We start from the raw sequence: 26880 nt of genomic DNA, 5'->3' as shown, positions 1-26880 counted from the left end.
AGCATTGCCGCACCCCATCCTTCACATGCCCCATCCGTCGCCCGTCCAGACCACCTCGCTGCCCCATGCCCTTTGGGCGTTGATGGTGGGCAACGTCGTGATCGGCACCGGTGTGATGATGGTGCCGGGCGCGCTGAACGACATCAGCCGTTCGCTGGCCATTTCCATTCCGCAGGCTGGTCAGCTCATCACAGCCGCGGCCATCCTGATGGGGGTGGGCGCTCCGCTGTTTGCCGGCATCGTCGCCGGCTGGGACCGGCGCAAACTGCTCACCATTTCATTGCTGTGGTACGGCGTCATGACCGGCATCAGCGCCCTGGCACCCGACTACGCCAGCTTGCTGCCGCTGCGCATTCTGACCGTGATCGCTCCGGCGATTTTCACGCCGCAAGCCGCGGCCAGCGTGGGCCTGATGGTCTCGCCAGCCCAGCGCGGGAGAGCGATCACCTTTGTCTTTCTGGGCTGGTCGGTGGCTTCGGTCATGGGCATGCCTTTGTCGGCCTGGATCGCTGGGGTTTCCAGCTGGCGATGGGCCTTCGCACTTGTGGCTGTGTCATCAATCGTGGTCGCCATCTGGATCTGGCGCGTCATGCCGTCGGGTATCCGGCCAGCGGCGCTCACACGCCGCGCCTGGGGGCAAACGCTCGGCTCCCCCACGCTCATGGTGACCTTGAGCGTGACGCTGACCTATTCCTTCGGCCAGTTCATTCTGTTTTCCTATTTCGCCCCTTACCTGAACCAGACCATCGGCGCGACCAGCGGCACGCTGGCGCTGATGTTCCTCTGGTTCGGCGTGTTTGGATTGGCGGGCAACCTGGGCCTCTCCCGCTGGGTTGATCGCGTGGGGACGGCGCGTGCCGTGTTGATCACGCTGGGCCTGATCGCGCTGAGCCTGTTGCTCTGGCCACTGGGCCGTTACGGATTTTGGCCACAAGCGTTGATCGCTGTGCCCTGGGCACTGGGGTGTTTTTCTTCGAATTCTGCCCAGCAAGCACGCCTGGTGCAAGAGGCACCTGAGCTGGCGCCCGCCACCGTCGCGCTGAACACATCAGCCATGTACGGAGGCCAGGCCATGGGCGCAGCCTTGGGGGGCATCCTCATCGCACACGGCCACATGCTGCGCCTGCACCAGGTGAGCCTGGTGGTCATGCTCACGGCCATGGCCTTGAGCCTGTGGGCCGCGCGAATTCAGAAGCGCTCGTATCCCAGCAAGTAACGCCACTCGCCCACCGGCAACCCGGCCAGGCCAATGCGGCCCAGTCGCATGCGCTCCATGCCGGTAATCTGCACACCTGCGCGCTTGCACAAATGGACCACCTGGCCGGGCACCGCGCCCTTGATCGCCATCCGCAAGCGCAGCTCGCTCTGCCAGCTGGCTTTGGCCTTGGGCAAGGCCCAGCCATCAAAAAACACTGTTTTTTGTAGCGACTGGATGATGGCATCCCGCCGCTCGGCATCGTCTTGCAGGCCGGCTTCGCCACGGATGCGGACTTGCCACTCGTGTTCGATCTGGCTTGATGTGTCCGACACCTTGCGGGCCACCCCCACGTTTTGGGTGAACACCATCAGCCCGCTGTCTCGTGGCTCCATGGGCGCCACGGACAACAGCTTGTGCAGATGGGCCTTCAGCGTGCGCACCCCCGAGCGGTCGCCCTTGAAGCGCGTCGCCTGCGTCATCAATTGGCCGGCCCATTCGTCGGGCACGATCTCGCCATCGGGCAGGGCCTGACCCGACGGCTTGTGCCAGATGAGCGTGACGGCATCGAGGCTTTCCAGCTTGGCTTTGGCATCCAGCGTGACCACCTGCGCATCGTGTACGCGTGCCATGGGCTCTTCAACCACTTGCCCATCCACGCGCACCCAGCCGCCGGCGATATAGCTCTCGGCATCGCTGCGCGAGCACGGCAGCTGGTTCGCCAGCCGCTTGGCCAGACGCTGTGGCTCGGGCCGTGCAGCTTGGTTCATGGCTGGGCTCAGGACGAGAAAAGGAAGTTCATCACGTCGCCATCCTTGACGACGTAGTCCTTGCCTTCGGCGCGCATCTTGCCCGCATCTTTGGCGCCCTGCTCACCCTTGAACGCGATGAAATCATCAAAACCAATGGTCTGGGCTCGGATGTAACCCTTCTCAAAATCGGTGTGGATCGCGCCAGCCGCCTGGGGGCCGGTGTCGCCGACGTGAATCGTCCACGCGCGCACTTCTTTCACGCCTGCGGTGAAATAGGTCTGCAGACCCAGCAGGGTATAAGCGGCGCGGGTCAAGCGGTTCAGGCCGGGTTCGTCCTGGCCCAGTTCTTTCAGGAAATCCAGGCGGTCGGCATCGTCCATCTCGGACAGCTCGGCTTCGATCTTGGCGCAAATGGCCACCACGGGGGCGTTTTGCTTGTCGGCAAAAGCCTTCAGGCGGTCCAGCATGGGATTGTTCTCGAAGCCGTCTTCCGAGACATTGGCCACGAACATCGCCGGCTTGGCGGTGATCAGAAAAAATTGCTTGAGCTGGACCTGTTCATCCTTGCTGAAATCGATGGTGCGCACCGGCTGGGTATCGTTGAGCGCAGCGAGGCACCTCTCCAGGATTGCCACCTGCTTGATGGATTCCTTGTCGCCGGAACGGGCTGTCTTGCTCACGCGGTGCAAGGCTTTCTCAACGGCGGCCAGATCGGCCAGGCACAGTTCGGTCTGGATCACCTCAATATCGGCAATCGGGTCCACCTTGTTGGCCACGTGGATCACGTTGTCGTCTTCAAAGCAGCGAACCACGTTCACGATGGCGTCGGTCTCGCGGATGTGGGCCAAAAACTTGTTGCCCAAGCCTTCGCCCGTGCTCGCCCCGGCCACCAGACCGGCGATGTCCACAAACTCCACAATGGCCGGAACCACGCGCTCGGGCTCCACCACCTGGGCCAGCTGCGCCAAGCGCGGATCGGGCACTTCCACCACGCCGGTATTGGGCTCGATGGTGCAGAAGGGGTAGTTTTCAGCCGCGATGCCAGCCTTGGTCAGCGCGTTAAAAAGGGTGGACTTGCCGACGTTGGGCAGGCCCACGATGCCGCATTGGAGGCTCATGGCAAGGCTTTCAAATTCAAGGGGAAACCCGGCATTTTACTTCGAGAGGGCTGCAGGCTGTTCAAAAGCGCCAATCGGCAGCAACCCGCTGACCCACACGCAACACCACGCCATCGCCCTGCAGCGGAATGGCATTCATGCCAAACGTCACCGCGCCATCGAGGCGGCGGTCTTGTCGGTAGGTTTGCAAGGTGTCGCCCACCGCTGGACTGGACAAAGCCGTCACCGGGTCGATATTGGGAATGGGACAGCGGGCGCAGGGCTTCACATTGTCAAACCAGGCCTCACCTCCATCGGCCTCGACCCGCCAAGGGCCGAAGCGGTCTTCGTCGTGGGGCTCCACGCCCCCCAGTACCACATTGGGCCGGAACCGGTCCATACCCACGGGGGCCAACCCGCTTTGCGCGAGGCGGCCATTGAGCTCATCCAGCGAAGCGGTGCTGGTCACCAGCACACCAAAGCCATCGGCAAACTGCGTCACGGCCTCGCGTCCGCCGGTCCATTTCGCGCTGCACAGGCGCCGCACCGCTGGATCAAAGCGGGCCAGGCGCAAGCGCTTCAGCGCCTCCGGTGCGTCTGGCCCCAGGAAGTCGCTGAACCACTGTGCCGCGAGATCACCCATGTCAAAAGCCGCCAGCTCGTCGTCCCACACCCGGACCTGGGTCGGCGCCTCGACCGCACTCAGCGCCAGGTGAAAGGCCAGCATGCCCGGCGCGCGCAACACCAGTTCGTCCATCTTGAAGGCCGGCTGAATCAGCGCCATGCGGGGGAGCTCCCGCTGGGTCACGAAGTCGCCGTTGCTGTCCACCACCATCCAGGCGCGGTCGTACAGCAGCCCGGTACGGGTCAGCTCCGCGGCTTGCAGTGAAAGGCCTGCACAGGATTTCACTGGATAGACCCAGAGTTGCGCGATGGTGGCCTGCACATCTGCAGGTGTCGAAGGTTCAGAGCGTTTGTTCATGGGGCATTTGGGACGGTTGGGCCAGGTCGGGAACAGGTCAAGGACGACACCACCCCTGCGGCGGGGCGCGTAGAACCCGTTGCAACCACCGGCTCACCCGAAAGGTCACAAAAGCTGGCTTCGACCAAATTGTGCCCTGCTCATAAAATCCTCTCATGACACAAACCCGCGCAGCCCCCTCTTCGTCCCGACGCTTTGACGTGGCCGTGCGTGGCGGCGGCATCGTGGGCCAGACCCTGGCCTTGCTGCTCGCCCGCGAACGGCTCAAGGTGGCGCTGGTCGCCCCGCCCCGGGCAACAGGGAAAGTTGACGTGCGGGCCTATGCGCTCAATGCCGCTTCACGCACCCTGCTGCAGACGGTGCGAGCCTGGCCAGAAAACCAGGGCACAGCCGGCCTGCATGACCCCGGCGCCCCGGCTGCCACCCCAGTGATCACACCGGTGACAACCATGGACGTCTGGGGCGACAGCGGTGGGCGGGTCCAGTTCAACGCCGATCGCACGGCGGAGAAGGCCCTCACCTGGATCGTGGACGTGCCGGCGCTGGAGCAACGGCTGGCCCATGCCGTGCACTTCCAAAGCGGCATCGAGGTGCTGGATGAGGCCCCGCAAAAGGCAACGCTGACCGTCATCTGTGAAGGCAAGCGCAGCGCCACCCGCGACGAACTCGGCCTGGCATTTGATGTGCGGCCCTATCCCCACAAGGCCCTGGCCGCCCGGCTGACCTGTGCCTTGCCGCATGGCGGCGCGGCGCGCCAATGGTTCCAGTCTGGCGAAATCATGGCCCTGCTGCCCTTGGACGGCGCAGACGGGCACCGGGTGGCCCTGGTGTGGTCGATGGCGCATGAGCGCGCCGACTGCCTGATAGCGGGTGCACCAGAGGCCCTGGCCTTGGCCGTGCAGGAACGCTGCGGCCAGGTGTTGGGCGACATGAACCTCGATGGCGGGCCCCAGGCCTGGCCTCTGGAGCTGTCGCGCGCCCAACGCTGGATCACCCACACCGCTCAGGGCGGCGTGGCGCTGGCGGGCGACGCCGCACACGCCATGCACCCCTTGGCCGGGCAGGGATTGAATGTGGGTCTGGCCGATGTGGCCGAGCTCACCCGCGTCATTCACGAGCGCGAATACTGGCGCGAGCTCGGGGACCCCAAGCTGCTGCGCCGCTACGAGCGCGCGCGGCAGGCAGAGGTGGGTGCCATGGGCTGGGTCACCGATGGCCTCTTTGGCCTGTTCGCACAGCCCGATGGTCGTATCCAGACCCTGCGCAACTGGGGCATGACGGGTTTCGACCGGCTCGCACCGCTCAAACATTGGCTCACACGCCAGGCCATGGGAACCATCGGCTGAGGCACGAATCCTTTACACACAGTTTTTTTGTTGACCCTTCACCCTCTGGAGCGCCCGCGGGCCTGTTCATGAACTTTTTCAAATCGACCCTCCTGGCCCTGCTGGCCGCCGTCTCGCTGGGCGCGCTGGCCCAAGAGCCTGTAATCCGAAAAAATCTGGCAGCTCGCTTGCCCAATCTGCCCAAGATTGACGAAGTCCGGAAAACCCCCATGCCCGGCCTCTACGAGATCCGCATCAACAACAGCGACATCTTCTACACCGACGCCAAGGGCGACTTTCTGATCCAGGGCTCCCTGGTGGACACCCAGGCCAAGGTGGACCTGACCGAGCAACGGGTGACCAAGCTGTCGGCCGTGTCTTTTGACCAGTTGCCACTCAAAGATGCGTTCACCATCGTGCGTGGCAACGGCAAACGCAAACTGGTGGTCTTTGAAGACCCCAACTGCGGCTACTGCAAGCGCTTCGAGCGTGATCTGGACAAGATCACCGACGTGACCGTCCATGTCTTGCTCTACCCCATCCTGGGCGCCGACTCGGCCGACAAGTCGCGCAATATCTGGTGCGCCAAAGACCCCGGCAAGAGCTTCACCGACTGGATGGTCAAGGACATCACGCCTGCTGAAGCCAAGTGCGATGCCTCTGCCGTGGGCCGCAATGTGGAGTTCGGCAAAAAAGCCCGGATCACGGGCACCCCCACCCTCTTCTTCGCCGATGGCTCGCGTGTTCCCGGCGCCATCCCCGCCGATCGCATCGAAAAGATGCTGAGCGAAGCCCAGCCCTGACCCACCGCGACACGCCATGAGCCTGCCCCTTCCCCTGGATGCTGAAGATCCACGCGACACCGCCCTGGTTCGCACCCTGGGTCACGCTGGCCTGATCCCGTTTGTCTTGCTGGCAGCCCTGGTTTGGCTGGTGAACGCCGAGTTGCAAAGCTGGGTGGCCATGGCGCTGGTGGCGTATGCCGCCCTCATCGCGTCGTTTCTCGGTGGCATCCACTGGGGCATTGGCTGGCTGGCCAGCCAGCGCGACCAGCAGGCCCAGCGGATCCCAAGAGCCTTGCACGCACAACGCCGGCATTTTCTCTGGGGCATCGTGCCGTCTTTGCTGGCCTGGCCAGGGGTGCTGATGCCGCCCTTTGCCGGCCTGGCCTGGCTGGGCTTTGTGCTGATCCTGTGTTACCTCGCCGACCGCAGCCTGTATGTGCGCGCCGGACTGCAGGCGTGGCTGACGCTGCGTTTTCGCCTCTCTTCGGTGGCGGCCTTGAGCTGTTTCATCGGTGCAGGGGCTCTCTGAAAAGCCCTCCCATGAACGCCAGCACCACAAGCACCACAAGCCCCTCCAGCAAGCCACGCAAGACCCGAAAACCCGCGCACGCTGCTCTCCCCGGTTTGCATTACCGGGTCGAAGTCCTCAACGCCAACAGCCATCTGTTTGCCGTCACTCTGACGGTGCAGCAGCCAACGGCTCGCCAGCGCGTGAGCCTGCCGGTGTGGATACCGGGCAGCTACCTGGTGCGTGAATTTGCACAACATTTGCAGCACCTGCGGGCCACCCAGGGCGGCGAACCCGTGGCACTGCGCCAACTCGACAAAAACACCTGGCAAGCATCGGCACAGCCCGACCAACCGCTGAGTTTCACCTACGAAATCTACGCCTTTGATGCCTCGGTGCGGACCGCATTTCTTGACAGCACGCGCGGTTTCTTCAACGCCACCAGCCTGTGCCTGCGCGTGATGGGGCAAGACGATGCACCGCACCACCTGGAAGTTTGTGACACCCACTTGCCCGCCAACTGGCACGTGGCGACCGGCCTCACACCGGTGACCGTGGATGCGGCCGGGTTTGGCACCTATCTGGCGCACGACTACGACGAGCTGGCCGATTGCCCGGTGGAAATGGGCCGTTTCTGGAGCGGCGAATTCAACGTGCGCGGCGTGCCACACCGCTTTGTGGTGGGCGGCGCCGGTGGCTGGCTGGACGGCGAACGCCTGCTCGCCGATACCCGGCGCATCTGCGAAGCCGAGATCAACTTCTGGCACGGCCCCGACGAACAGCCCCCGTTCCAGAACTACCTGTTCATGCTGCACGCCAGCGGTGAAGGCTATGGCGGGCTGGAACACCGCAACTCCACCGCCCTGATCTGCCAGCGCACCGACCTGCCCCGGTTGATGCCCAAAGGCGACAAACCCGCAGCACTCAAAGCCATTGACGGCTACACCACCCTGCTCGGTCTGATCAGCCACGAGTACTTCCACACCTGGAACGTCAAGCGCCTGCGGCCTGCCGAGTTCAAACGCTACGATTACGACCGCGAAAACCACACCGAGCTGCTGTGGCTGTTTGAAGGCTTCACCAGCTACTACGACGACCTGTTCCTGCGCCGCGCAGGGCTGATCGACGATGCCACCTACCTCAACCTGGTCACCAAGACGGTGAACCAGGTGGCCCAGACGCCCGGCCAGCGGGTGCAAAGCGTGGCGCAGGCCAGCTTTGATGCCTGGCTGAAGTACTACCGCATCCAGGAAAACTCCCCCAACGCCACGGTGAGCTACTACACCAAGGGCGCGCTGGTGGCCCTGTGCCTGGACCTCACACTCCGCACGGAGGGACACGGCACGCTGGACGACGTCATGCGCGAGCTCTGGCGCTCCAGCGGCGGTGGGCCCATCCGCGAAGCCGACGTGGCACGCGCGCTCAAACGCGTGGGCCGACGCGCTTTCGACAGCGAATTGCAACACTGGGTGCATGGCACCGCCGATCTGCCTGTGCTGGCTCTGCTGGAACAGGCCGGCGTCAAGGTACAACTCGACAAAACACCGCTGGCGCAGCAGCTCGGTCTGCGCGTGTCCGAAGCCCATGGCCTGGCGCTGAAAAACGTGTTGCGCGGTGGCGCAGCCGAGGCGGCCGGCATGGCAGCGGGCGACGAATGGCTGGGCGTGGAGTTTGCGCCAGCCAAGCGCGGTCAGCCAGCCGAAGCCTGGCGCGTCAACCGGCTGGAAGAAGTGAACCAGTTGCGCGGACAACGAGAGAAACTCACCGCACTCGTGTCGCGCGACAAACGGCTGCTGCGCTGTGCCATGGCCTGGCCTGCCCCTGCCCAGGCAGTGAAACTCAACGTGGGTGACGTCGCCCGTCTCAAAGGGTGGTTGAGCGCCCCTCGGTGACCGGAGAGAGCATGGTCAGCGCGGCCGCAAGTCCACCACGCGCTTGGCTTTGCCCATGCTGCGTTCGACACCGCCTTCGGGCTTGAGGTCCACCTCGACGCTGCTGCCTACAAAGGTCTTGATTTCGTGCTGCAGCAACTTGGCCGCCGCACGGGCCTCGATGCCCTCCGGCGACACACCCGCGGCGGTTTCCACCACCACAGTAAGGTTGTCCATCGGGCCTTCTCGGGTCAACACACACTGGTAGTGCGCGCTCAACTCGGGCCGCTTCAAGATCAGCTCTTCGATCTGGGTGGGGAACACGTTCACCCCTCGAACGATCATCATGTCGTCGCTGCGGCCGGTGATCTTTTCCATACGCCGCATGGTGCGCGCCGTGCCAGGCAGCAGGCGGGTCAGATCCCGCGTGCGGTAGCGGATGATGGGCAGCGCTTCTTTGGTGAGGCTGGTGAACACCAGTTCACCCATCTCGCCATCGGCCACGGGTTCGCCGGTGTCGGGATCAATGATTTCGGGGAAAAAATGATCTTCCCAGATGGTTGGGCCGTCCTTGGTCTCCACGCACTCGTTGGCCACGCCGGGGCCCATCACCTCTGACAGGCCGTAAATGTCCACCGCGTCAATGCCCATGCGCTGCTCGATGGCCAGGCGCATGTCGTTGGTCCAGGGCTCGGCGCCGAAAATGCCGATGCGCATGCTGCTCTCACGCGGGTCCAGGCCCAGGCGTTCAAACTCATCGGCGATCGCCAGCATGTAGGTGGGCGTGACCATGATGATGTCGGGCCGAAAATCCTGCATGAGCTGCACCTGGCGCTCGGTCTGGCCACCACCAAACGGCACCACAGTGAGGCCCAGCTTCTCGGCACCGTAGTGCGCACCCAGCCCCCCGGTGAACAGGCCGTAACCATAGCTCACATGCACCATGTCGCCCGGCCGGGCCCCGCTGGCGCGGATGCTGCGCGCCACCACGGAGGACCAGGTGTCGATGTCTTTGAGTGTGTAGCCGACGACCGTGGGTTTGCCGGTGGTCCCACTGCTGGCATGGATGCGCGCGCACTTTTCGCGCGGCACGGCGAACATGCCAAACGGGTAGCTGTCGCGCAGATCTTTTTTGGTGGTGAAAGGGAACTTCGCCAGATCGGCCAGCGTCTTGCAGTCGTCCGGGTGCACGCCAGCTTCGTCGAACTTGGCCCGGTACACCGGTGAGTTTTGGTAGGCGTGGCGCAGCGTTGACTGCAGACGCCTGAGCTGCAAGGCACGAAGCTCGTCGACGCTGGCCGTCTCGATCGGCTCCAGGGGGAATGAAGTCATTCGGGCGCCTCTTCTGGAAAAACGGTACCGGGGATCTGCGCGCTTTTGCCACGGAACATGGCCACGGTTTCACCCCGCTGGTTGCGGACCACCATGTCGTAGATGCCATGCCGACCCTGCAGCATCTGCTCCACGCCCTCGCAGGTCAACACATCACCGGCATGGGCGGGCTTCAAAAATTCGATACTGCAGCCGGCCGCCACCGTGTTGCGGTTGTGGCTGTTGCAGGCAAAGGCAAACGTGGAATCGGCCAGGGTGAAGATAAAGCCCCCATGGCAGATCTGATGGCCGTTCAGGTGCAGGGTTTGCACGGCCATGCGCATCACCGCGCGGCCGGGCTCCACGGTCACCAGCACCATGCCCATGGTGTTTTGGCTGGCCACATCGTTGGCAAACATCACCTGCCCTACGCGGGCAGCGGTTTGTTCGGGTGTCATGGTCAGGCCCCCTTGAACTGGGGAGGCCGCTTTTCCAGAAACGCGGTCACGCCTTCAATGTAATCGTGTGTCGCACCCAGCGCTGACTGTGTGTCGCGCTCCACATCGAGGTGTTGATTCAGGCTGCGCGTGCTGGCATCGCGCAGCAAGGCGCGCGTGGCGACCAGGGCTTTGGTGGGCATGGTCGCCAGCTTGTCGGCCAGGGCCAGCGCAGCGGCGAGTGCATCGTCGGCCACGTCCCAGATCAGGCCCCACTCTTTGGCTTGTCCGGCCGGCAACTTGTCGCCGGTCATCGCTAGCGCCATGGCCCGCGCCAGCCCCAGGCGCTCAACCAGCCACCAGCTGCCGCCCGCGTCCGGGATCAGGCCGATCTTGCTGAAAGCCTGCACAAAGCTGGCATTGGGTGCGGCAATGGCAATGTCACAAGCCATCACCAGCGAAGCGCCGGCCCCTGCAGCGACCCCGTTGACCGCCACCACGGACGGGACGCTCAAGTTTTGCAACCGGCGTGTTGTGGGGTTGAAAGCCTGGTCAATGACCGGGCCGGGGTCTGCGCGCTCCACTTGCCCTGGCCCCGGCGAAAAATCCAGCTCGGCGAGATCCAGACCGGCACAAAAGCCCCGCCCGGCGCCGGTCAGTACCACCGCACGGATGCTGCTCTCGGCCTCGGCGCGGTCGAGGGCCACCCACAACTCGGCGTGCATGGCGCGGGTGAAGCTGTTGAGCGCGTCGGGTCGGTTGAGCGTGATCAAGGCCACGGCACCACGTTGCTCAAACAGCACCGTGGGTGCCTTTGGGGGACTGGTCGTCAAATGTGTCTCCTCGGGCTGCTCTTGGGCAGCGCCTGTCGTGTGGATGGATTTCGCCAATTTACCATTAACCAACCAATCGGTCGGTTAATGTTTTCCCGGGGTTTGGGACGCTATAGTTGACGTTTACGTCAAGTTCGAATCCCCCACCCACTCGAGGACACCCCATGACCGCTACCCCTGAACTCATCACCGTGACCACCGAAGGCCGAGTGGGCATCGTGACGCTCAACCGCCCCAAGCAGCTCAACGCCCTGAATGACCAGCTCATGATCGAGCTGGGCACAGCGCTCAAGACCTTCGATGCCGACGATGCCATCGGCTGCATGATTGTCACCGGCAGCGAAAAAGCCTTTGCCGCGGGCGCCGACATCGGCGCCATGGCCAGCTACTCGTTCACCGACGTCTACAAAGGCGACTACATCACCCGCAACTGGGAAACCATTCGAAGCATCCGCAAACCCGTCATCGCTGCCGTGAGCGGCTTCGCGCTGGGCGGCGGCTGCGAGCTGGCGATGATGTGTGACTTCATCATCGCCGCCGACAACGCCAAATTTGGCCAGCCCGAAATCAAGCTGGGCATCATCCCCGGCGCCGGCGGCACCCAGCGGCTGCCCCGCGCCGTGGGCAAGGCCAAGGCCATGGACATGGTGCTCACCGGGCGCATGATGGACGCCGCCGAAGCCGAACGTGCCGGTCTGGTCAGCCGCGTGGTGCCGCTGGACAAGCTCATGGAAGAGGCTATGGGCGCCGCGCTCATGATTTGTGATTACTCGCTCATCAGCCTCATGGCCGCCAAAGAATCGGTCAACCGCGCCTTTGAGTCCGGGCTGGACGACGGCGTGATGTTCGAGCGCCGCCTGTTCCACGCGCTGTTCGCCACGGAAGATCAAAAGGAAGGCATGGACGCTTTCGTGAACAAGCGCAAGGCGGTGTTCCAGCACAAATGATCTCCGCCAAGCCAGGTTTTCCAGGGGCATAAAGACCACCAACACGATGCCTCGGCAGATATCATCCCAAAGTGCCGCAAAAGTTTCAGCTGGTATAAAAAAGCTGAAATTCTGGCTATAATGTGGGGCTTCGGCGATATAGCTCAGTTGGTTAGAGCGCAGCATTCATAATGCTGATGTCGGTGGTTCAAGTCCACCTATCGCCACCAGATTCAAAAAGCGGACCCCGGTGACGGTGTCCGCTTTTTTTGTTGTCCGTTACTTTATGAATGGACGCGCCCTGCGCGGCCACAACGCCCCATGGCCCTCAAATCCACCATTTTCAAAGTCAACCTGCAAATTGCCGACATCGACCACGGCTATTACGCAGACCACGCGCTCACGCTGGCCCGCCACCCGAGCGAGACCGACGACCGCATGATGGTGCGTCTGGTGGCGCTGGCCATCCATGCCCATGAACTGCAAGATACTTGCAACGGCGATGGCACCCTGGCCTTTGGCGCGGGACTGTCCGACCCGGACGATCCAGACGTGTCGCTGACCGATTTCACCGGGCGCAAGCGCATCTGGATCGAAGTGGGCCAGCCCGAAGACAAACCTTTGGCCAAAGCCTGCAGCAAGGCCGACGCGGTGTTCGTCTATGCCTTTGGCTCGGCGGCCGATGTGTGGTGGCGCGGTATCGAAACCAAGCTGAGCCGGCTGGAGAAGCTCCAGGCCTGGCGCCTGCCGACCGAGGCCGCCCCTGCCCTGGCGGCCCTGGCCGAACGCAGCATGCAGCTGCAGGCGACGATCCAGGAAGGCTCGATCACCCTGTCCAGCGCGCAGGGCAGCGTGGACATCGAGCCGATTCGCTGGAAGTAAACAGCCCTTACCAGGCCTTCAGGCGCTGTGTTTGCCTGGCCCCCAGCCCTGTTCGCCCAGCGCCCTTGAAGCCACCTGTTCCGGCACCGCTTCCAGGGGCGTGGCCATGGTGTCGTTCCAGCGGTTGAGGAAAGCAAACATCGCCACCACGCCCAGCAGCTCCACGATTTCGCCATCGCTCCAGTGCTGCTGCAACTCGGCGAACTGCTCATCGGTCACGGCATTGGGCTGCGACGCGGCGGCCAGCGCAAAATCCATCGCCAGCCGCTCGCGCTCGCTGTAGTGGGAGCTGCTGGCATAGGTCCAGACATCGGCCAGCTTCGCTTCGCTCACCCCAAAATTTTGCGCGCCAAGCAGGGTGTGTGCCTGGCAGTACAGGCAGCCTGAAGCCTTGCTGACCACATGCCCGATCAGGCGCCGGAAACCCAGGTCCACCTCGCCCTCCGGGTCCATCACGGCGGCGTTCATCACAGCCAGCGCCTGGGCCAGCTTGGGCTTGCGCTGCATGGTCAGCACGCTGTTCGGCGTGAACCCCAGTGTGCCCAGGAAAAAGTCAAAGTGGGGTTTCAGCTCGGGCGTGGTCTCGGGCGGCAAGGGTTGCAGGCGGGCCATGGTGTCTCCGTGTTCTTGTGAAGCCTTGCATTGTGAACGGCTGCATGCCGCCAAACGATGGTGTGGCCCACTTCAGCCAGACGCGGTTTTTTGGCCGCCATCGATCCGTGCCCAGGTGACCACACCGGCGCACACAAACACCCCATGCGCCGAGCTCTCATGAGACAATCTGAGGCTCTTGGAGCCCGCAAAGTCTGCTGCGGCTCTTTCATTTCAGCCTCTGGATACACACCATGAACCGCTGCCCGACACCCGGCCAACGCCTTCGACGCATCACGCTCGCCGCTTTGGCGTTGGCTTCTGTGACCCTGTGGCCCGCTGCCCAGGCCCAGACCCTGCACCGCATGTTCCCCGGCAAAGCCCTGCGCGGTACGCTGGTGGTCTTGCAGCCCCCCGTGATCACCATGGACGGCGTGCAAAACCGCCTGGCCCCCGGCTCGCGCATCCGCGCCACCAACAACCTGATGGTGTTGTCGGGCACCGTGGTGGGGCAAGAGCTCACCGTCAACTACGTGCTGACGCCCGATGGGCAAGTGCACGACGTCTGGATCCTCACAGACATCGAAGCGGCGGAAAAGCGCCCTCGCGCAGCAGACCTGAGCAACTGATCCGGCCTTTGCATCGCTGCGCGGCCCCCTGCTGGGCCTGCTGCCTGCCCGACCGCCTTCGGTCGCGCCCCCCGCCCCTGCTGAACTTCAATGCTGTGCCGCATGCCGGCCGGCTTCTCATTCCATTTCTATTCTCAAGACCATGAGCAAAAAAGTCTTTATCAAAACCTTCGGCTGCCAGATGAACGAGTACGACTCGGACAAGATGGCCGACGTGATGCATGCAGCCCAAGGCTACGAACCCACCAAAAATGTGGATGAAGCCGACCTGATCTTGTTCAACACCTGCTCGGTGCGCGAGAAGGCGCAAGAGAAAGTGTTTTCCGACCTCGGCCGGGTGCAGCACCTGAAGAAAAAGGGCGTGCTGATCGGCGTGGGCGGTTGTGTGGCCAGCCAGGAAGGCGCCGAGATCATCAAGCGCGCACCGTATGTGGACGTGGTCTTCGGCCCGCAAACGCTGCACCGGTTGCCCGAGTTGCTGAATGCGCGCGTCAAGTTGTCCAAGCCCCAGGTGGACATCAGCTTTCCCGAAATCGAAAAGTTCGACCACTTGCCACCCGCGCGGGTGGACGGTGCCAGCGCCTTTGTCTCCATCATGGAAGGTTGTTCCAAATACTGCAGCTACTGTGTCGTGCCGTACACGCGCGGCGAAGAGGTGAGCCGGCCATTTGACGATGTGCTGGTGGAAATCGCCGGCCTGGCCGACCAGGGTGTGCGCGAAGTCAATTTGCTGGGCCAGAACGTCAACGCCTACCGCGGCCCCATGGGCAGCGCTTCAAAGGGAGGCGGCGAGATCGCCGACTTCGCCTTGCTGCTCGAATACGTGTCCGATATCCCCGGCATCGAACGCATCCGCTACACCACCAGCCACCCCAACGAATTCACGCCGCGACTGATCGAGGCGTATGCCAAGCTGCCCAAGCTGGTCACCCACCTGCACCTGCCGGTGCAACACGGCAGCGACCGCATCCTCATGGCGATGAAGCGCGGCTACACGGCCATGGAATACAAGAGCACGGTGCGCAAGCTGCGCGCCATCAGGCCAGATCTCCAGATGAGCAGCGACTTCATCGTCGGCTTCCCTGGCGAGACCGAAGAAGACTTCGGCAAGACGATGAAACTTATCGACGACGTGGGCTTTGACATCAGCTTCAGCTTCATCTTCAGCCCGCGCCCCGGAACACCGGCGGCCAACCTGCTCGACGACACACCACACGCCGTGAAACTCAAGCGCCTGCAACACCTGCAGGCCACGATCGAAGCCAACGTGGCCCGTATCAGCGCCAGCCGGTTGGACACGGTCCAGCGCATTCTGGTGGAAGGCCCTTCACGCAAGTCCACGCCCCAAGCGCCCGAGTTCATGGGGCGCACCGAGTGCAACCGTGTGGTGAATTTTCATGGTGGCCCCAACGGCGCACGCCTGGTGGGACAGATGATCGATGTGCACATCACGCAAGCCACCGCGCACTCCTTGCGCGGTGAAGTGGTCATCACCGCCGACGCAACACCTTGAGGGCTTCTCCGTTTTCGTTTCCCCAGCTGTTGATGGTCGCGTTTTTGCTCATTGGCGCATTGTTGGGCACAGTGGCGGTGCGTGCGCTGTTCTCGCTGGAGCGACTGATGGCGCAGTCCAGTGCCGGCGCGAGCTTGGCGATCGAGCTGTCGACCGATGCGCAGTCGCTGCGCGAGCGCAGCGAAAACATGGAGCGCAGTGCGCGTCAATCGCTGGTGCTGCGTGATGCGGTGCTGCGCGCCAATTTCGACGACACCGCCCAGCACGCGAGAGATATCGTAGAACGTCTGCAGGACAACGAGGTCACGCCCCAACGCATTCAGGAATGGCGCGACCAGTTGCAAGCCATCACCGCGCTTCTGGATGGTGAACCCGAAACCGCTCTGGAGCGCGAGCAAGCCGTGGCCAGCGCCTTTCGCGCCCTCGATGGCCACAACGTGGCGCTGGGGCAAGAGGTGCAGGCCATCATCGCGCGGCGCAATGTGGCCTTGCAGATGAGCTTGGATCGCAGCCGAGAGCAACTCACGCAACAGGTCACTGGCTCGATTCTGCTTGCTGCATTGCTGGCGCTGGCGTTTGGCGTGTGGTTGGCGCGCCCGTTCAAGCGTCTGGAACAAGCCATCGCGGGTTTGGGTCAAAACCAGCTGGATCGAGCCATCAACATCGCAGGCCCGCGCGATGTGCGGCGGGTCAGCCAGCAGCTCGAATGGCTGCGCATTCGCCTGACCGAACTCGACGACGACAAGGCACGCTTTCTGCGTCACGTCTCGCACGAGCTGAAAACTCCGCTGGCCTCGCTACACGAGGGCGTGGCGGTGCTGGGCGACGGCGTGGCCGGCGCACTCACGCCCAGCCAAGCCGAGGTGGTCCACATCTTGCGGCACAACACCGACTTGCTGCAGCAACAGATTGAGGCGCTGCTCAGCTTCAATGCCGCTGCGTTTGACGCCAAACAACTCCAGCGCGAACCCACCAACGTGCGCAGCCTCCTCGAAGCGCAAATCGAGGAACAGCGCTTGAACTGGCAGAGTCGCGGTCTGGTGGTGCGGGTAGAGGGCGAAGCGGTCACACTGCCTCTGGACCGGAAAAAAATGAGCTCGGCAGTGGGCAACTTGTTGCTGAATGCGATTCGGTTTTCGCCCGCTGGGGCCAGTATTGTGCTGCGCCTGGCGCAAGACGCCGACGGCGTGGGCATTGACATCATCGATCAAGGCCCTGGCGTTGCGCAGGCCGACTGGGAACGTATTTTTGAACCCTTTTACCGCGGTGAACGCCAACCGGTCGACGCAGTGCGTGGCACCGGTATTGGTTTGTCTATCGTGCAGGAATATGTCAAAGCCCATGGTGGACGGGTGCGCCTGGTGCGCAGCCGGCCCAACACCACGCACTTCAGGATTGAACTACCCCATGCGCATTGAGATCGACACCGCGAACCGAACGCGGCGCCTGAGGAATGGCCGTAGCCGCCTGGCGGTGGCCGCATGCAGCGCACTGCTGGCAGCGTGTCAACACAGCTCGCCGCCCGCGTCTGCGCCCGCCGCTGTCGAGGTGGCTGCGCCGACCAGCGCTGCAGCTGCCGCACCGGTGACCGAGACCGCCCCAGTGCCCAATCCGGCAACGGTCACAACCGACGAAGATGCACTGGCCGACCTGTTGCGGTATGCCGAACGCTTGCGAGCCATGGGCGCGGTCGAGCGCAAGCAGGAGCTGATCACGCAGGGGACCCAAGTCCCCAAGTCGGGCCAGGGCACCTCACCCGCCGTTGCCCCCAGTCCCAAAATCCTGATGCAGTTTGCACTCGCCCTGCTGCAAACCCGTGAGCCGGTGGAAACCGCAAGGGCCCTGGGCTTGCTCCAGCGGGTGGCTTCCAGCACGGAGGCCGATGCCAGCGCGTACACAGCGCTGGCGCATGTGTTGATAGACAACCTCACCACCATCCGCCGCCTTGAGGACAACCTGGAGCGGACCACCCAACAGCTGCGTGAGAGCCAGCGCCGGATCGACGCCTTGAATGAGCGCCTCGACGCCATGCGCGCGATTGAGCGCAGCATGAATGCGCCCCCCCCACCCCACGGGCCTCGACCTGTCCGCCCATGAGCCAACAAACCGCCCCGACCCAACGTGTGCGCCTGCTGGTGGTCGACGACGATGCAGACATGCTGCGCCTGCTCTCCATGCGCCTGAATGCGGCTGGCTATGCGGTGACCTCCGTGGGCTCGGCCGAAGCGGCGCTGGCGCACATGGAGATCGAACGCCCGCAGGTGGTGCTCTCCGACGTGCGCCTGCCCGGACGCGATGGCCTGGCGCTGTTTGACGAAATTCGCCAGCGCCACCCCGCGTTGCCAGTGATTCTGATCACCGCCCACGGCACCATTCCCGATGCAGTGGCCGCCACCGCCAAAGGCGTGTTCACCTACCTCACGAAACCGTTTGACTCGAAAGACCTGCTGGAGAAAATCGCTCAGGCCGCCGCCTTGAGCGCACCCAACGAACCGGGCCCGCTCGCCGACGAAACGTGGCGCAGCGAGATCGTGAGCCGTTCGACTCGCATTGCCGATCTGCTGGCCGAGGCGCGCCTGGTGGCGCAGTCGGATGCCAGCGTGCTGCTGCGCGGCGACAGCGGCAGCGGCAAAGAGTTGCTTGCCCGCGCCATTCACAAAGCCAGCCCTCGCGCGGGCAAGCCGTTTGTGGCAGTGAATTGCGGCGCCATTCCTGAAGCACTGCTCGAGTCGGAGCTGTTTGGCCACATGAAAGGCGCGTTCACCGATGCCGTGGCCAACCACAAAGGCCTCTTTCAAATGGCCCACGGCGGCACCCTGCTGCTGGACGAGATCGGCGACATGCCGCCGGCCCTGCAGGTAAAGCTGCTGCGCGTTCTGCAAGAGCGCGCGGTGCGCCCGTTGGGCTCCAGCCAGTCGATTCCGGTCGATGTGCGCATCATCTCCGCCACCCACCGCGACCTGGACGCCGCCATGGAAAGCGCCCAGTTTCGCGAAGACCTGTACTACCGGCTCAATGTGGTCACCTTGCATTTGCCCACACTGGCCCAACGGCGTGAAGACATCACCCTCTTGGCGAACCACTTCTTGGCCAAGCTCGCGGCCAAATACGCCAAGCGCAGTTCGGGGTTTTCGCCCGAGGCGCTGAAGTGCTTGTCACAGGCTCCCTGGCCGGGCAATGTGCGCCAGCTCTACAACGTGGTCGAGCAGGTGTGCGCCCTGTCGACCACGCCGCTGGTGCCGCTGTCGCTGGTGCAGCGCGCGCTGCGCAGCGGCCCGGCGGTGGAGGTTTTGAGTTTTGCCGATGCAAAACAACGCTTTGAGCGCGCTTATCTGGTCGATTTGCTGAAAATGACCGATGGCAACGCAGCCGACGCGGCCCGCCTTGCGCAACGCAACCGCACCGAGTTTTACCGACTGCTGCAAAAGCACGGGCTCACACCAGGCCTGTTCAAGGCGGGTAGCGACGATGTTGTCGCTGGTGAGTGACACCGTTAGTGGGTTGATTTTTAAGGGTTTTTTACAAACCCACACTCAGCTTGTCGCCACATAGCGACAAAATTGAGGGTTTTCCCTTGCTCTGGAAGATAAATTCACCGGCTGCCATCAACTTTTCGATCTAAGCCCTTGATTTAAAAGCGTTTTTCAGCCCTGGCACGGGGCTTGCCGTATCAAGGCATGGACGCTCGTTCCCCCCCCATCCACCACCGCCAGGGCAGCACAGTCCGCTGGCTGTGCGCAGCGCTGCTGGTTGTGGCTCTGGCCCCGGCGGCATTGGCCGCAGAGCCGGTGCGGACTGCTTCCAATGCTTTTGACTGGCAGAGCCTGGCCCAGCTCGCGAAAACCCGCGCTCAGGCGCCCTGGAGCGAAATCAGCGACACCTTGCCCACCGAGGTGAAAAACCTCAACTACGACCAGCTGCGCGACATCCGGTTCAAAACCGAGCAGTCGACCTGGCGCCAACAAGCCCTGCCGTTTGAGGTGCAGTACTTCCACCTCGGCCTGAACCAGAAGCAACCGGTGCGTGTGCACGAAATCGACGCCCTCGGCCAGGCACGCTTCATTCCCTACAGCGGCGACCTGTTCGGCTTTGGCCAGGAATTCAAACACCAGCGGCCTGACACCCAGGCCTGGGGCGATCTCGGTTTTGCGGGCTTGCGCCTGCACTACCCGCTGAACAACACGGCCTACAAGGACGAGCTGGCCGTGTTCCTGGGTGCCAGCTACTTCCGCATGCTCGGGCGCGACCAGCAGTTTGGCTTGTCGGCCCGTGGGCTGGCCATCGACACCGTGGGCGCTCCCGCTGGGCAAAGCGAAGAATTCCCGCGCTTCACCGAGTTTTGGTTGCAGCGCCCTGCCCCCGACGCGAAAGAAGTCACCCTGTACGCCTTGCTCGAGTCACCGCGTGTCACCGGCGCCTACCAGTTTGTGATCCGTCCCGGCACCGAGCAAAGCCCCGAGTCGGTTGCAACAGTGCGCGCACAGCTGCATGTGCGCCGCGGCGCCCCCCCCATCAACACCCTGGGCGTTGCACCGCTGACCAGCATGTTTGTGTCGGGTGACAACCAACCCAACGCACGCGACTACCGCCCTGAAGTTCACGACTCCGACGGCCTGATGCTGCACACCGACGGCCCCCATGGACCAGAGTGGTTGTGGCGCCCGTTGCAACGTCCTGCTGCCGACGTGTTGGTGAATTCCTTTCAAGCCCAACAGATCCGCGGCTTTGGCTTGATGCAGCGCGACCGCAACTTCGACCACTACGAAGACGTGGAAGCGCGCTACGAGCGTCGCCCCAGTGCCTGGGTCGTTCCCTTGGGTGACTGGGGCGCGGGTCGGGTCGAACTGGTTCAACTGGCGACCCCCGACGAAACCCAGGACAACGTGGTCGCTTACTGGGTGCCCGAAAAGCTGCCCGAACCCGGCCAGCCACTGGCGTTTTCCTACGAAGTTCACTGGCAAGGTGACCAGTTTCAGCGCCCACCTGGCAGCTGGGTCACCCAGAGCCGCAGGGGCTACGGCTACACCCAGCGCAGCGCTGCCGAGCAAGACGCCCAGCCCCAATATGTGCTCGATTTCAAGGGTCCGGCGCTGGACTCACTGCCCGCGGGCACCGAACTCAAAGCCGTGGTGAACACCGACGGCAATGGCCGCGTGCTCGAAGCCACGACCTACCCCAACCCAGCTACTCGCACCTGGCGCATGAGCCTGCAGGTGGCCCGCGTCGATCCGGCCAAACCGGTGGAGCTGCGCGCCTTTCTCCAACACCAAAACCAGAGCGTGAGCGAAGTATGGACACACCTATTGCTGCCCCAGTGAAAACGGCCGGTCCACGCCGCAGCGCGGTGCGTGAAGAACGCCACCCCACCGCGGCCACGGCACCACTCATCCACCGTGGATCCATGACGCCGCTGCCCTGGCGCGGTTTCTGGAACAGCCTGGGCTCAGCCGTGCTGGCCAAGGCCAGCACCTGGCTGCCACCGCGCGAGCCTGCCCAAGCCAAGCCCGTCCCGGCCCCCTGGCAACAGGCCGCCGGGCGCCGCCGGGCGGTGCTGACCGGGTTGATCGTGCTGTGGACAGCCTTGGCCAGCGCCTTGTATGCACACCTGCAGCCCGCGGGCGGCAATGCCTGGCTGCAAGGCACACAACTGGTGCTGTTTGTGGTGCTCTCGGCCTGGGTCGTGGTCGGCTTCGTGACCGCCTGGATGGGCTTCTGGGTGCTGCTGTTTGGCGACAAGCACGCCCTCTCGGCCGGGCAAGTGGTGCACCGCACGCTCAGCCCCGACAAGCGCACCGCCATCATCATGCCCATCTGCAATGAAGATGTGGCCACGGTGTTTGCCGGGCTGCGCGCGACCTGCGAGTCGCTGGCCGCCACCGGCCACGCGCGATTTTTTGATGTGTTTGTACTCTCAGACAGCCACGACCCCGCCATTGCGGTGGCCGAAAAAAGTGCCTGGGCACAACTGCGCAGCGATCTGAGCGGGCCCGGTGGCCAGGCCCCCATCGAGGTGTATTACCGGCTGCGCACGCGCCGCAGTCACCGCAAGGCGGGCAACGTGGCCGATTTCTGCCGCCGCTGGGGCAAAGACTACGACAGCATGGTGGTGCTGGATGCCGATTCGGTGATGAGCGGCCAATGCCTGGTGAACCTGGCCAAGCTGCTGGACGCCAACCCCAGCGCCGGCATCATTCAAACCGCCACGCAGTCCATTGGGCACGCCACACTGCATGCGCGGGTGCAGCAGTTTGGTTCGCGCGTGACTGGGCGGTTGTTTACCCTCGGCATGCAGTTCTGGCAACTCGGCGAATCCCACTACTGGGGCCACAACGCCATCATCCGCATGCAACCGTTTATGCAGCACTGTGCGCTCGCACCGATTGAAGGCCACGGCGGCATGGCCGGCGGCATCATGTCGCACGATTTCGTCGAGGCCGCACTCATGCGCCGTGCCGGCTACCACGTGTGGCTGGTGTCCGACCTCACGGGCAGCTACGAACAACAACCCCCCGATTTGTTGAGCGAGTTGCAGCGCGACCGCCGCTGGTGCCAGGGCAATTTGCAAAACTCACGCCTGTGCGCTGAACCCGGTATTCACCGGGTGCACCGAGCCATGTTTGTTGTGGGCGCAATGTCGTATGTATCGGCCCCGCTGTGGCTGGCGTTTTTGAGCGTGGGCACCGCGCTGTGGCTGCATCAGGGTGGCAGCGCCGGCTTTGAGGGCGTGGTGCCTGCTGAATTGCTTGGCTTGTGGGCCTGGACGCTGTGTCTGCTTTTCATGCCGCGCGTGTTGGGTCTGGCAGCGGTGTTCTTGAAGCGCGAACAAAAGCAGTTTGGCGGCGGCCTGGCGTTGGTGGTCAACACCGGTCTGGAGACGCTGTTGGCGGTTTTGCAAGCCCCGGTGCGCATGCTCGGCCACACCTTGTTTGTGTTGATTGCGATCACCGGCTGGAAGCTGGAATGGAAATCCCCACCCCGTGAAGCCAACGGCGTGGCCTGGAGCGATGCACTGCGTCAGCTCACCCCCATGACACTGGCGGCTGTGGCGGTCGCCACGGGTGTGGCCATGTTCAGCCCCCAAGCCTTGATGTGGTTGGCACCAGTGGCGCTGCCCCTTTTGCTGGCCATTCCACTCACTGTCCTGACCAGCCACGTGTCCCTGGGGGTCTGGCTCCGCACCCAAGGTGTGCTCATCATTCCAGAAGAGTCGTGGTCGCCTGCGGTGCTGCGCCGCGCCTGGAAGCACGCCAGTCGCCTGGCCTTGAAAGCGGTCTAAGCTGATCGACAGTGTGGGTTTCGACGCCCCAGTTCCTTCATCTTCAGCCCGCAACCCGCCATGAACAGCAGACCGGCCGACAGTCGAGAAATGGCCACGGGCGACATGTTCAACGGGTATTGCCGGTTGCCCCGCGTGACCAGAAACTGCAGGGGAAGCGCCATCACGGCGAGCACCAGCGAGGCCAGGGTCAACTGACCGGCGCCCACCACGACGATCAGGCGAACCAGCTGGTTGATGCCGAACATCACCAGCAGCGCCTGGCGGACCACCGGCAGGCTGAGCGGCTGCCGATAGAGTTTGTAGACCAGCGGAGGGCCGGCGGTGGAAAACAGCCCGCCCATCAAGCCAGAGAACACGCCAATGACAGCAAATGAAGCGGGTGAATCCATCTGGGTTTTGGGTTTGAACCGCATGACCAGCAAGGCCGATGACCCCACTACGGCCACACCCAGCGCAATTTTCAACAGGTACAAAGCGCTGGAGCTGAACCAGACCAGCAAACCCAGTCCCGCCAACACACCAATGAGGCTGGGAACAATCACCGGCTTCACCACGCGCCATTCTGGCGTCAGCGGGTACTCCCGAAAATAGATCAGCGTCTGGGTCAGGGTGATCAAGGTCACCGCGTTGGCGGCTTCGGCAATGGGCAGCAGATCAAACACGCCCACCAGTGCCAAAAAGATCAGGCCGAAGGCAAACCCAGTGAGGTTCTGCACGTACGAGGCCAGGCCGATGCAGAGCAAGACCCACAGGGTATCAAGGGTGAGTGCAGAGACAAACGCCATGGCGGTGCGGCTTCTTCCATCAGACGTTGCGGGCGTGGGTTGAACCCGGGCACCGGCTCGGAGCCAACACCTGGGCATCTGGATATCTGGGTCACTGGATCAGCGGACCGCCGGCTCAGCGATGACCCGTTTGACGGGCGATGATCGCCACCCGCACAAAGGCCGCCATCCAGACCCTTTCAACCACCGAAAGGGTAATCGGTTTCCAGCCTGCTTTGGCCCACTCCAGGGAATGAGGTCTTGATACCCAGGGGGCCATGGCGGCCCCAACAGCGTGCGTCTGGTGGGTGGGTTGATCGATGTGCACCACACTGCATCAACGGGTGCGCAACGACCGCCAAAAATTCCGCAAGCCACTGGCCTGGTTCACCACCAAGCCCAACAAAACGCCCAGCGTGCCCAGCCATTGAAGCGGGAGCGGCACCTCGCCAAAGAAGGTCCAGGCCGCCCACAGTCCCACCACAGGCACCAGCAGGGAAAACGGGGTCACACGCCCAGCGGGATGGCGCTTGAGCAGCAGTGTCCATAGGCTGTAAGCCAACAAGGTGGCCAGCCATCCCAGATACAGCACCGAGAGCACAGCGTTGATGCTCATGCTTTGCAACTGCTGCAAAACGAGCGCAGGGCCGTCGATGGCGATATCCAGCGCCAGAAACGGCAGAACAGGGAAAAGGCTGCTCCAGACGATGAACGGGAAGGGCTGAAACGAGCCCGCGAAGCTGGCCTTTCGGGCCACCATGTTGGACACAGCCCACATGAAGGCTGCTGACAACGTGAGCACAAAACCTATCAGCGTCATCTGCCCCGGGCCCTCGCCGTGTGCCACCGAGATCAACACCAAGCCCGCCAGCGCCACGCTCAGTCCGGCCCACTGGGCTGGCCGCGCGCGCTCGCCCAGCAAAGGCGCTGCCAGCAACAGCGTAAAAAAGGCTTGCGTCTGCATCACCACCGAGGCCATACCCGCCGTCATGCCCAGTTGTAGACCGAGAAACAGAAAACCGAACTGCCCCAACCCTTGCGCCAGACCGTATCCAGCCAAGTAGCGCCAGGGCAAGGCAGGGCGTTTCACGAACCAGACGAATGGCAGCGCAGCTGCGGCAAAGCGCAACGCGCCCATGAGCATGGGCGACAAGCCTTGAAGGCCCACCTTCATCACCACAAAGTTCAGCCCCCAGATCACGACCACGCCCAAGGCACACAGCAGGTCGACGCCACTCAGGCGCGCCTGGGGTTTCAAGCCCCCGCCTTGACGGGTCGGCTTTGAGCAGTGCGCGCAGCCACAAAAGCATCAAACGCCTGTGCGCTGGTCTTGCGTGGTACATAACCGAACTGAGACTTGAGTGCCGCATTGAGCAAGACTGGGCGGTAGCGCAGAAAGTCGAGCTGCTCGGGTCCGTAGCGAGAGAGACCCGTGCGCGAGCCGAGCCAGAGCGCGGCGCGCAGCAGGTCCGCTGGAAAGTTGCGCGTGCGCTTGCCCAACCGCTGCGCGATCTGGTGGATGGTGAGCGCACCATCGCCCGCCAGGTTGTAGCAACCTGGAACGCCCTGTCCACTGAGCGCGTGCAGGATGGCACCGGTGACGTCTTCGTCCCAAATGAAGACGAACGGGCTGTCGCTGCCCCGGATAGCGATCAGGCGCGATTTTTCGAACAACGCCGTGATCTGGTTGTCAACACGCTCACCCAGAATCGTGCCAATGCGCAGCACAGTCTGCGCCAGTGCCGGGTGCTTCAGGCGGGCCTCTGAGAGCATTTCCTCCACCAAGCGCTTGTGGTCTGCATAGGCAAAAACTGGGTTGCCGCGCAAGGGGTGTGCTTCGGTCAGCCAGGCTGGGTTGTCGGCGTGATACCCATAGGCCGCGCCGCTGCTGGACACCACGAGATGGCGCACGCCATGGCGTATGCAGGCATCCAGTAAGTTGCGCGTGCCGCCCACGTCCACCGCGTACTCCAGCGCGCGGCTGGAGCCTTTTCCAGGCGTCACGATGGACGCGAGGTGCACCACGGTGTCGACTTCATGCGCCGCCACCGCATCGGCCACGGCGGCCGCATCGCGCACATCGGCCCTCTGGTACAAAACACCAGGCACGCGCCGCTCAACAGGGACCTGGCGAACATCCAGTGCCACCAATTCCTCGACGCCCCTCTCCTGGGCCAACGCCTTCACCAATCCGCGCCCCAGAAATCCATCGCCCCCAGTGACCAATACGCGCCGCGCGGCGCCAATCGGCGAGACGCTCATGCCCGCTCCTCCGCCAGCACCGGTACACCGCCCTGCAACGGTCGACGCGCCCACCACCCGGCCAGGGTCATGCCGGCGATGATGTCCCAGAAGCCCCAGACCCCGGCCACCACGGCCATGCCGCCCAGGCCACCGAAGAAACTGAAGATCAAGACCAGTCCCAACCCCGCATTGCGGATGCCCACTTCGATGGCCACAGCACGGCGATCGTAGTCGGACAGGCCGAAAGCACGTGCCACGGCGTAGCCGGTACCGAATGCGAGCGCATCGTGCAGCACCACGGCAAGCAACACGAGCCCCACATAATCAAGGAAATAGCGCCAGTTGCCCGCGATGGCGCCGATGATGAAGCCGATCAGGGCCAGAAAACTCAGGATGCGCACGGGCTTCTTGAAACGCGCTGTCCAGCGCTCGAAACGGTGGGCGCACCAGAGGCCCAGCGCAAAGGGCAGACCGATGATGAGCAGAATGTGGCCGACCATTTGCAACGGATCCAGTGCAATCGTCTTGAGCAGCGGCGCCGCGCTTGGATGCAGCCCACCCCAGAACGCGAAATTCAGCGGCATGGCGACGATGGCGATCGCGTTGGACACGGCTGTCATCGACACACTGAGCGCCACATTGCCGTTGGCCCGGTGCGTCAGGATGTTGCTGACATTGCCCGGCGGGCAGCAGGCGACCAGGATCATGCCCAATGCAATGCTGGGGCCGGGTTGCAGCAGCAGCGTGAGGCCAAAAGTGATGGCGGGCAACGCAATGAATTGCGCCAGGATGCCTGCGGCAAAAGCCACCGGCATGCGCGCAACGCGTTTGAAGTCGTCCAGCCGCGTGTCCAGTGCGATGCCGAACATGAGGAACGCCAGCACGCCATTGAGCACCGCCAGGGCGGCGGGATTGAAGTTGAGATGGATGAGGTCAACGGGCTGCATCGTGCATCC

General features: G+C 63.4%; 25 protein-coding genes and 1 tRNA gene. 15 read left to right on the top strand and 11 right to left on the bottom strand.

The window, feature by feature from the left end:
• The first annotated feature begins 25 nt into the window (after nucleotides 1-25).
• Nucleotides 26-1216, top strand: a complete 1191-nt coding sequence (locus tag E5678_RS20805) for an MFS transporter (protein ID WP_136180295.1) — start codon at nucleotides 26-28, stop codon at nucleotides 1214-1216.
• Here the strand turns inward: E5678_RS20805 and E5678_RS20800 are convergent.
• From E5678_RS20800 to E5678_RS20790, 3 genes are all read right to left on the bottom strand, one after another.
• Nucleotides 1189-1965, bottom strand: coding sequence for an RNA pseudouridine synthase (locus E5678_RS20800; protein ID WP_136180294.1), 777 nt, complete (start codon nucleotides 1963-1965; stop codon nucleotides 1189-1191). The two genes, E5678_RS20805 and E5678_RS20800, sit on opposite strands and share 28 nt — an antisense overlap.
• Nucleotides 1966-1973: 8 nt before the next feature.
• Nucleotides 1974-3065, bottom strand: coding sequence for a redox-regulated ATPase YchF (gene ychF / locus E5678_RS20795; RefSeq protein WP_136180293.1), 1092 nt, complete (start codon nucleotides 3063-3065; stop codon nucleotides 1974-1976).
• A gap of 61 nt (nucleotides 3066-3126) precedes the next feature.
• Nucleotides 3127-4026, bottom strand: a complete 900-nt coding sequence (locus E5678_RS20790) for an MOSC N-terminal beta barrel domain-containing protein (protein ID WP_136180292.1) — start codon at nucleotides 4024-4026, stop codon at nucleotides 3127-3129.
• Nucleotides 4027-4181: 155 nt separating this feature from the next.
• Here E5678_RS20790 and E5678_RS20785 point away from each other — a divergent pair, with 155 nt between their 5' ends.
• The 4 genes from E5678_RS20785 (at nucleotide 4182) to E5678_RS20770 (ending at nucleotide 8536) form a co-directional block, all read left to right on the top strand.
• Nucleotides 4182-5372, top strand: coding sequence for an FAD-dependent monooxygenase (locus E5678_RS20785; RefSeq protein WP_136180291.1), 1191 nt, complete (start codon nucleotides 4182-4184; stop codon nucleotides 5370-5372).
• 68 nt (nucleotides 5373-5440) lie between these two features.
• On the top strand, nucleotides 5441-6154 hold the full coding sequence (locus E5678_RS20780; RefSeq protein WP_136180290.1) for a DsbC family protein: 714 nt from the start codon (nucleotides 5441-5443) through the stop codon (nucleotides 6152-6154).
• 16 nt (nucleotides 6155-6170) lie between these two features.
• Nucleotides 6171-6665, top strand: a complete 495-nt coding sequence (locus E5678_RS20775; RefSeq protein WP_136180289.1) for a DUF3429 domain-containing protein — start codon at nucleotides 6171-6173, stop codon at nucleotides 6663-6665.
• An 11-nt stretch (nucleotides 6666-6676) separates the two neighbouring features.
• Nucleotides 6677-8536: a M61 family metallopeptidase gene (locus E5678_RS20770; RefSeq protein WP_136180288.1), complete on the top strand. Its 1860-nt coding sequence runs from the start codon at nucleotides 6677-6679 to the stop codon at nucleotides 8534-8536.
• 15 nt (nucleotides 8537-8551) lie between these two features.
• Here the strand turns inward: E5678_RS20770 and paaK are convergent, their stop codons facing one another.
• The 3 genes from paaK to E5678_RS20755 are packed head-to-tail and all read right to left on the bottom strand — an operon-like array spanning nucleotide 8552 to nucleotide 11096.
• A complete protein-coding gene (gene paaK, locus E5678_RS20765; RefSeq protein WP_136180287.1) occupies nucleotides 8552-9847 on the bottom strand; it encodes a phenylacetate--CoA ligase PaaK in 1296 nt (431 codons plus the stop codon).
• A complete protein-coding gene (paaI, locus tag E5678_RS20760) occupies nucleotides 9844-10284 on the bottom strand; it encodes a hydroxyphenylacetyl-CoA thioesterase PaaI (RefSeq protein WP_136180286.1) in 441 nt (146 codons plus the stop codon). Before paaI ends, paaK begins: the two co-directional genes overlap by 4 nt.
• Before the next feature lie 2 nt (nucleotides 10285-10286).
• Nucleotides 10287-11096, bottom strand: coding sequence for an enoyl-CoA hydratase-related protein (locus E5678_RS20755; protein WP_247596852.1), 810 nt, complete (start codon nucleotides 11094-11096; stop codon nucleotides 10287-10289).
• Between the two features lie 164 nt (nucleotides 11097-11260).
• Here E5678_RS20755 and E5678_RS20750 point away from each other — a divergent pair, with 164 nt between their 5' ends.
• The 3 genes from E5678_RS20750 (at nucleotide 11261) to E5678_RS20740 (ending at nucleotide 12904) form a co-directional block, all read left to right on the top strand.
• Nucleotides 11261-12043, top strand: a complete 783-nt coding sequence (locus E5678_RS20750) for an enoyl-CoA hydratase (protein ID WP_136180285.1) — start codon at nucleotides 11261-11263, stop codon at nucleotides 12041-12043.
• Between the two features lie 132 nt (nucleotides 12044-12175).
• Nucleotides 12176-12252 (top strand) — tRNA-Met (locus E5678_RS20745).
• Nucleotides 12253-12343: 91 nt separating this feature from the next.
• Entirely contained in the window at nucleotides 12344-12904 is a 561-nt protein-coding gene (locus E5678_RS20740; RefSeq protein ID WP_136180284.1) for a YaeQ family protein, read from the top strand.
• 18 nt (nucleotides 12905-12922) lie between these two features.
• On the opposite strand, the gene E5678_RS20735 is transcribed toward E5678_RS20740, so the two are convergent.
• Nucleotides 12923-13516, bottom strand: a complete 594-nt coding sequence (locus tag E5678_RS20735) for a carboxymuconolactone decarboxylase family protein (protein ID WP_136180283.1) — start codon at nucleotides 13514-13516, stop codon at nucleotides 12923-12925.
• Between the two features lie 233 nt (nucleotides 13517-13749).
• Here E5678_RS20735 and E5678_RS20730 point away from each other — a divergent pair, with 233 nt between their 5' ends.
• The 7 genes from E5678_RS20730 (at nucleotide 13750) to mdoH (ending at nucleotide 22913) form a co-directional block, all read left to right on the top strand.
• Nucleotides 13750-14124: a hypothetical protein gene (locus E5678_RS20730; RefSeq protein ID WP_136180282.1), complete on the top strand. Its 375-nt coding sequence runs from the start codon at nucleotides 13750-13752 to the stop codon at nucleotides 14122-14124.
• Nucleotides 14125-14266: 142 nt separating this feature from the next.
• A complete protein-coding gene (miaB, locus tag E5678_RS20725) occupies nucleotides 14267-15637 on the top strand; it encodes a tRNA (N6-isopentenyl adenosine(37)-C2)-methylthiotransferase MiaB (protein ID WP_136180281.1) in 1371 nt (456 codons plus the stop codon).
• Nucleotides 15638-15669: 32 nt separating this feature from the next.
• Entirely contained in the window at nucleotides 15670-17055 is a 1386-nt protein-coding gene (locus tag E5678_RS20720) for an ATP-binding protein (RefSeq protein WP_136180901.1), read from the top strand.
• A complete protein-coding gene (locus tag E5678_RS20715; RefSeq protein ID WP_136180280.1) occupies nucleotides 17045-17734 on the top strand; it encodes a hypothetical protein in 690 nt (229 codons plus the stop codon). The genes E5678_RS20720 and E5678_RS20715 overlap by 11 nt, the downstream gene beginning before the upstream one ends.
• Entirely contained in the window at nucleotides 17731-19125 is a 1395-nt protein-coding gene (locus E5678_RS20710) for a sigma 54-interacting transcriptional regulator (RefSeq protein ID WP_136180279.1), read from the top strand. Before E5678_RS20715 ends, E5678_RS20710 begins: the two co-directional genes overlap by 4 nt.
• A gap of 189 nt (nucleotides 19126-19314) precedes the next feature.
• Nucleotides 19315-20955: a glucan biosynthesis protein G gene (locus E5678_RS20705; RefSeq protein ID WP_136180278.1), complete on the top strand. Its 1641-nt coding sequence runs from the start codon at nucleotides 19315-19317 to the stop codon at nucleotides 20953-20955.
• Nucleotides 20928-22913: a glucans biosynthesis glucosyltransferase MdoH gene (gene mdoH / locus E5678_RS20700; RefSeq protein ID WP_136180277.1), complete on the top strand. Its 1986-nt coding sequence runs from the start codon at nucleotides 20928-20930 to the stop codon at nucleotides 22911-22913. The genes E5678_RS20705 and mdoH overlap by 28 nt, the downstream gene beginning before the upstream one ends.
• Here the strand turns inward: mdoH and E5678_RS20695 are convergent.
• The 4 genes from E5678_RS20695 to E5678_RS20680 all read right to left on the bottom strand — a co-directional run bounded on the left by E5678_RS20695 (nucleotide 22910) and on the right by E5678_RS20680 (nucleotide 26871).
• On the bottom strand, nucleotides 22910-23701 hold the full coding sequence (locus E5678_RS20695) for a sulfite exporter TauE/SafE family protein (RefSeq protein ID WP_168708624.1): 792 nt from the start codon (nucleotides 23699-23701) through the stop codon (nucleotides 22910-22912). The two genes, mdoH and E5678_RS20695, sit on opposite strands and share 4 nt — an antisense overlap.
• A 316-nt stretch (nucleotides 23702-24017) precedes the next feature.
• Nucleotides 24018-24854, bottom strand: a complete 837-nt coding sequence (locus E5678_RS20690; protein ID WP_247597057.1) for an EamA family transporter — start codon at nucleotides 24852-24854, stop codon at nucleotides 24018-24020.
• Between the two features lie 80 nt (nucleotides 24855-24934).
• Nucleotides 24935-25942 carry an SDR family oxidoreductase gene (locus E5678_RS20685; protein WP_136180275.1) on the bottom strand — a complete coding sequence of 336 codons (1008 nt, stop codon included), beginning with the start codon at nucleotides 25940-25942 and terminating at the stop codon, nucleotides 24935-24937.
• Complete coding sequence (locus E5678_RS20680) at nucleotides 25939-26871, bottom strand: bile acid:sodium symporter family protein (protein ID WP_136180274.1); 933 nt, start codon at nucleotides 26869-26871, stop codon at nucleotides 25939-25941. The genes E5678_RS20685 and E5678_RS20680 overlap by 4 nt, the downstream gene beginning before the upstream one ends.
• Nucleotides 26872-26880: the final 9 nt, after the last annotated feature.

The organism is Hydrogenophaga sp. PAMC20947, from assembly GCF_004795855.1.
GTDB lineage: Bacteria > Pseudomonadota > Gammaproteobacteria > Burkholderiales > Burkholderiaceae_C > Hydrogenophaga.
The sequence above is the reverse complement of the archived record's forward strand: the minus strand, read 5'-3'. Positions and strand labels throughout refer to the sequence as shown.

Excerpts from the sequence above, each read along its gene's own strand:
- E5678_RS20715 (WP_136180280.1), top strand. The coding sequence starts at position 17,045 with ATGCGCATTGAGATCGACACCGCGAACCGAACGCGGCGCCTGAGGAAT.
- E5678_RS20680 (WP_136180274.1), bottom strand. The coding sequence starts at position 26,871 with ATGCAGCCCGTTGACCTCATCCATCTCAACTTCAATCCCGCCGCCCTG.
- E5678_RS20800 (WP_136180294.1), bottom strand. The coding sequence starts at position 1,965 with ATGAACCAAGCTGCACGGCCCGAGCCACAGCGTCTGGCCAAGCGGCTG.
- E5678_RS20710 (WP_136180279.1), top strand. The coding sequence starts at position 17,731 with ATGAGCCAACAAACCGCCCCGACCCAACGTGTGCGCCTGCTGGTGGTC.
- E5678_RS20735 (WP_136180283.1), bottom strand. The coding sequence starts at position 13,516 with ATGGCCCGCCTGCAACCCTTGCCGCCCGAGACCACGCCCGAGCTGAAA.
- E5678_RS20690 (WP_247597057.1), bottom strand. The coding sequence starts at position 24,854 with ATGAAGGTGGGCCTTCAAGGCTTGTCGCCCATGCTCATGGGCGCGTTG.
- E5678_RS20805 (WP_136180295.1), top strand. The coding sequence starts at position 26 with ATGCCCCATCCGTCGCCCGTCCAGACCACCTCGCTGCCCCATGCCCTT.
- E5678_RS20785 (WP_136180291.1), top strand. The coding sequence starts at position 4,182 with ATGACACAAACCCGCGCAGCCCCCTCTTCGTCCCGACGCTTTGACGTG.
- E5678_RS20695 (WP_168708624.1), bottom strand. The coding sequence starts at position 23,701 with ATGGCGTTTGTCTCTGCACTCACCCTTGATACCCTGTGGGTCTTGCTC.
- paaK (WP_136180287.1), bottom strand. The coding sequence starts at position 9,847 with ATGACTTCATTCCCCCTGGAGCCGATCGAGACGGCCAGCGTCGACGAG.
- ychF (WP_136180293.1), bottom strand. The coding sequence starts at position 3,065 with ATGAGCCTCCAATGCGGCATCGTGGGCCTGCCCAACGTCGGCAAGTCC.
- E5678_RS20775 (WP_136180289.1), top strand. The coding sequence starts at position 6,171 with ATGAGCCTGCCCCTTCCCCTGGATGCTGAAGATCCACGCGACACCGCC.
- E5678_RS20740 (WP_136180284.1), top strand. The coding sequence starts at position 12,344 with ATGGCCCTCAAATCCACCATTTTCAAAGTCAACCTGCAAATTGCCGAC.
- mdoH (WP_136180277.1), top strand. The coding sequence starts at position 20,928 with ATGGACACACCTATTGCTGCCCCAGTGAAAACGGCCGGTCCACGCCGC.
- paaI (WP_136180286.1), bottom strand. The coding sequence starts at position 10,284 with ATGACACCCGAACAAACCGCTGCCCGCGTAGGGCAGGTGATGTTTGCC.
- E5678_RS20750 (WP_136180285.1), top strand. The coding sequence starts at position 11,261 with ATGACCGCTACCCCTGAACTCATCACCGTGACCACCGAAGGCCGAGTG.
- miaB (WP_136180281.1), top strand. The coding sequence starts at position 14,267 with ATGAGCAAAAAAGTCTTTATCAAAACCTTCGGCTGCCAGATGAACGAG.
- E5678_RS20705 (WP_136180278.1), top strand. The coding sequence starts at position 19,315 with ATGGACGCTCGTTCCCCCCCCATCCACCACCGCCAGGGCAGCACAGTC.
- E5678_RS20780 (WP_136180290.1), top strand. The coding sequence starts at position 5,441 with ATGAACTTTTTCAAATCGACCCTCCTGGCCCTGCTGGCCGCCGTCTCG.
- E5678_RS20720 (WP_136180901.1), top strand. The coding sequence starts at position 15,670 with ATGGTCGCGTTTTTGCTCATTGGCGCATTGTTGGGCACAGTGGCGGTG.
- E5678_RS20685 (WP_136180275.1), bottom strand. The coding sequence starts at position 25,942 with ATGAGCGTCTCGCCGATTGGCGCCGCGCGGCGCGTATTGGTCACTGGG.
- E5678_RS20730 (WP_136180282.1), top strand. The coding sequence starts at position 13,750 with ATGAACCGCTGCCCGACACCCGGCCAACGCCTTCGACGCATCACGCTC.
- E5678_RS20770 (WP_136180288.1), top strand. The coding sequence starts at position 6,677 with ATGAACGCCAGCACCACAAGCACCACAAGCCCCTCCAGCAAGCCACGC.
- E5678_RS20790 (WP_136180292.1), bottom strand. The coding sequence starts at position 4,026 with ATGAACAAACGCTCTGAACCTTCGACACCTGCAGATGTGCAGGCCACC.